Source organism: Mesorhizobium sp. M4B.F.Ca.ET.089.01.1.1 (genome assembly GCF_004022605.1).
Classification (GTDB): Bacteria; Pseudomonadota; Alphaproteobacteria; order Rhizobiales; family Rhizobiaceae; genus Mesorhizobium; species Mesorhizobium abyssinicae.
Genome location: NZ_RZOS01000498.1, coordinates 1 through 3779 on the forward strand (window position 1 = coordinate 1; position 3779 = coordinate 3779).

Genomic DNA, 3779 nt, shown 5'->3' on the forward strand with positions numbered 1-3779 from the left:
ACGCCATGGAGGCGCAGGGGTTGCTGACGCGGCGACGCGATCCGCAAAACCGCCGGGTCCATCAGGTGGCATTGACCGAGGCCGGCGAAGCGATGTTCGAGAAATTGCGATTGGCCGCTGTCGCCTTCGACAAGCGGCTGCGGGCGGGATTGCCGGACGAGCGGCTGGCAGAGTTCGCGGAGGTATTGGCGGCGCTGCGGGCGAATGTCGGCGGCTGACCAGTCGGATTGTTTCCGCCGGTCAGAAGTGCTATATGACTACAGTAGTCATAAGCGGAGTTCGGCCATGCGAGAGATTCAATTGAAGGATGCCAAGGCGACGCTCTCGGCGGTGGTCGATCAGGCGGTCGCCGGAAAGCCTGCCGTCATCACGCGGCATGGTCGCAAACAGGCTGTCATTCTGTCATTCAAGGACTATGAACGGCTGTCGCGGGTGCCCAGCTTTGGGCGATTGCTGGCGGCTTTTCCCGGCGCAGAAGCTGACATTCCGCCTCGCTCCCGAAAACCAGCTCGCACGGTTGACCTCTAACGCGGGCTTTGCGTTTGATGTTCCTGCTGGACACCAACATCATTTCGGCGCTGGCGCCTTCCAAAACGGTCGAGCAAGCGGCCTTGGCGGATTGGCTTGATCGGGCCAGCGACTACCTGTTCCTGTCTGTGGTTACGGCATCCGAAATTACCTCGGGAATAGCGAAGGCCGAGCGCGAAGGCGCTAAGAAAAAGACGGCTCTGCTTCGCCAGTGGTGGCAGGCGGTCGAATATCTCTACAACGAAAGAATACTCCCCTTCGATCTGCGTGCCGCGCATGCGGCTGGATCTATCTTGGATCGGGCCAGGGCCCATCAGCCAGGGTTCGAGGACATTGCGATCGCCGCGACGGCGGAAGTTCATGCCTTGACGATATTGACCGACAACGAGCGTCATTTCGCCCCACTCGGGGTGCCGATGCTCAATCCGCTAAAGGCTTTGCCGCCTCTGCCGGCAACGTAAATGCCGACCATGAACAGCGTCGCCGGAACCTGCTCGGCCTGAAGTACGTCGAGGATGTTGCTGGTGCCGTTCACCGGCCGTCGTCGAAGGTGAGATAGATGGTGCGGTCCGCTGCCAGTGCCGGCCCCGGGATGAGCAGCAGGAACGACAGGACGAGACGAAGCGGCATCCGCGAGATCCGTCGTCGATCACCGCAGGCCGCCATGGCCGGACCGGCCTTGTCAAGTTTGTCGACGATCGAGCTAAGCCAGGCTGCCCTGCAGCACCTTGAGCTTCGCCTTCTTCGGGCTGCGCGCCAGCAGCCAGTCGCGCGCCTTGTCCTGCGGCATCGGGAAGGCGATCGAATAGCCCTGCACCTGGTCGCAACCGATCGCCATCAGCGAATCGAGCTCGGCTTCGGTCTCCGCACCTTCCGCCACGATCGAGATGCCCAGCCCGCGCGCAAGCTCGGTGATGGCGCGCACGATCTTGGAGTTGTCGCCGTTCTCGTTGATGTTCTGGACGAAGCGGCGGTCGATCTTCAGCCGGTCGATCTCGTTCGGGTTGACATGGCTGAGCGAGGCATAGCCGGTGCCGAAATCGTCGAGTTCGAGATGCACGCCGGCGGCGCGGATGTGCCTCAGCTTGGCCGCGATGCCGGTCTTCTCGTCGTCGAGGATGACGGACTCGACGATTTCCAGCGACAGTTTCTGCGGCGCCAGCCCGGCCTTCTCCAGCGTTCCGAACAGGAACCTGTCGAAGTCCGGCTCGCGCAGCTCGGTGCCGGAGACATTGACGGCGAGCCGCCCGAAATCGATGCCGGCCTGGTCCCACTCCGCCGCCTCGTTGATCGCCTTGGTGATGACGATGCGGCCGATCTCCGGCATGAAGCCGCATTTCTCGGCGACCGGGATGAACTCGCCCGGCGAGATCATGCCGCGCGAGGCGTGCTTCCAGCGCACCAGCGCCTCGATGCCGCTGATCTTGCCGCTGGTCAGCGACACCTGCGGCTGGAAATAGACCTCGAACGTCTTGTCGGCGATGGCCGCGCGGATATCGTGCTCGAGCTGCTTGCGGTAGTCGAGCTCGCGCCGCAGCTCCTCGGAGAAGAACGAGAAATTGCCGCCGCCGAGCTTCTTGGCCGAGTAGAGCGCAAGGTCGGCGTGGACAAGCAGGTCCTCCGCATTGTCGGCGTCGACCGGATAGACCGCGATGCCGGCGCTGGCGCCAGGCAGGATAGTCGTGCCCTGGAAGGTGATCGGCTCGTTGATCTGCTCCAGGATGCGCCTGGCCAGCATGTTGATGTCCTCGGTGCCGCCGGCGCCGTTGAGGATCATCACGAATTCGTCGCCGCCGAGCCGGGCGCACAGATCCGAGGCGCGGCAGGAGTCGCGCATGCGCTGCGCGGTTACGACCAGCACGTAGTCGCCGGCCGCGTGGCCTAGCGTGTCGTTGATCTGCTTGAACCGGTCGAGGTCGAGCTGGATCACCGCCAGCCGCTCGCGCCGGCGATGCGCGCCCTTGATCAGTGTGTCGAAATGATCGGTCAGGAAGGTGCGGTTGTGCAGTCCGGTCAGCCCGTCATGCACGGCGATGAAGGCCATCGAGTTGCGCGCGTCGACCAGCTCATGCGTCTTGCGCAGGATGGCCTTCGACATCGGCCTGAAGATGAACAGCGCCACCAGCACGATGACGCCGATGGTGGCGAAGAACAGGGTGCGGTGGAGATCGAGCAGCTTTCCCGAGCGCTCGTCGGCGAAGGCACTGATGCGCTGGCCGAGCGCGGCATAGCCCGACAGCGTCGCATTGGCCACGGAAGCGTCGAGATCGACCCGGTCGGCGCCGCCCTTGTAGCCGTCGACGCCCGTCGTCAGCTTGGTCTCGAATGAAGAGATAAGGCGTTTGCCATTGGCGATCAGGCCGACCGAGAAGTAGTCGAGATGGAACGGCTTGGCGAACAGCACGTTCTCGATCGACTTCGGATCGAAGCGCGCCGGCGACATCGGATCGGCTCCCGTCTTGTCCAGGAGCAGGTCGTAATTGGTTTCGAATTCGACGGTCGCCTGCTTGAGCGCGGCAACGAGGGCCGGCTGCTTGTCGCGCGAGGCGGCGCCGGTCGCGCCGGCCAGGAAGACGATGCGCTGCGACAGCGCCTTCTGCATGCTGACGATGTTGATCAGCGTGTCGTTGTTCTGCTGCGCCGCCATCATCTGCTGCAAGAGCACGAACGAGCCCATCACCATGGCGGCGATGATCAGCAGCGCCAGCCAGTAGCCGCTCTTGATCAGCAAGATCAGCTTGCGCGAAACGCTCTGCACCGGCTGCTGCGACATTTCAGGGCGACCCCTCCCGCCGACGGAATCCCGCCTTGGTTTCGTTCTGCGAACACCATTGACTTGAAAGGGTTAACAGGCAGGCAAGCGGCCCGGCCGGTTGCGCGGGCAGAGAGGGAAAGCTGCGGAGATGGTTATCATGTTCTTTCACCGCGTCGATGCATTTGAACGCATCGTCGCTCGCACCGCTGAAATTGAGAGCCATGCGGCTTTCGCCGCGCCACCGAAGCCGTCGCTTTTGCGGTGGATTTTTCGGCCGCGCGGGGCGACAGTCCGGCTCGAACCGAACAGGGCTGGATCATGAGCACAGCATTCCTTTCCCACATCGACAACGAACTTGCCGGGCTGAAATCGGCCGGCCTCTACAAATCCGAGCGGGTGATCGCCTCGACGCAGTCGGCTGAGATCGAGGTTGGCGGCGACAAGGTGCTGAATTTCTGCGCCAACAACTATCTCGGCCTCGCCGACAGCGCCGAAC

4 protein-coding genes and 2 pseudogenes are annotated in these 3779 nt (G+C 63.1%); 4 read left to right on the top strand and 2 right to left on the bottom strand.

What is annotated here, in order from left to right:
- The 3 genes and pseudogenes from EN780_RS29325 to EN780_RS29335 all read left to right on the top strand — a co-directional run.
- Positions 1 to 218 (top strand): annotated as a pseudogene (locus tag EN780_RS29325) (MarR family transcriptional regulator); the annotation flags it as partial.
- Between the two features lie 67 nt (positions 219 to 285).
- The gene (locus tag EN780_RS29330; protein WP_127287110.1) at positions 286 to 528 is read left to right on the top strand and encodes a type II toxin-antitoxin system Phd/YefM family antitoxin; all 243 of its coding nucleotides are present in this window, start codon (positions 286 to 288) and stop codon (positions 526 to 528) included.
- A gap of 17 nt (positions 529 to 545) precedes the next feature.
- On the top strand, positions 546 to 989 hold the full coding sequence (locus tag EN780_RS29335; RefSeq protein WP_128276039.1) for a type II toxin-antitoxin system VapC family toxin: 444 nt from the start codon (positions 546 to 548) through the stop codon (positions 987 to 989).
- Between the two features lie 242 nt (positions 990 to 1231).
- Here the strand turns inward: EN780_RS29335 and EN780_RS29345 are convergent, their stop codons facing one another.
- Entirely contained in the window at positions 1232 to 3301 is a 2070-nt protein-coding gene (locus EN780_RS29345; RefSeq protein WP_128276038.1) for an EAL domain-containing protein, read from the bottom strand.
- Between the two features lies 1 nt (position 3302).
- Entirely contained in the window at positions 3303 to 3506 is a 204-nt protein-coding gene (locus EN780_RS29350; protein ID WP_127287251.1) for a hypothetical protein, read from the bottom strand.
- Between the two features lie 95 nt (positions 3507 to 3601).
- Between EN780_RS29350 and EN780_RS40910 the strand changes: the two are divergent.
- Positions 3602 to 3779: pseudogene (locus EN780_RS40910) on the top strand (glycine C-acetyltransferase); the annotation flags it as partial.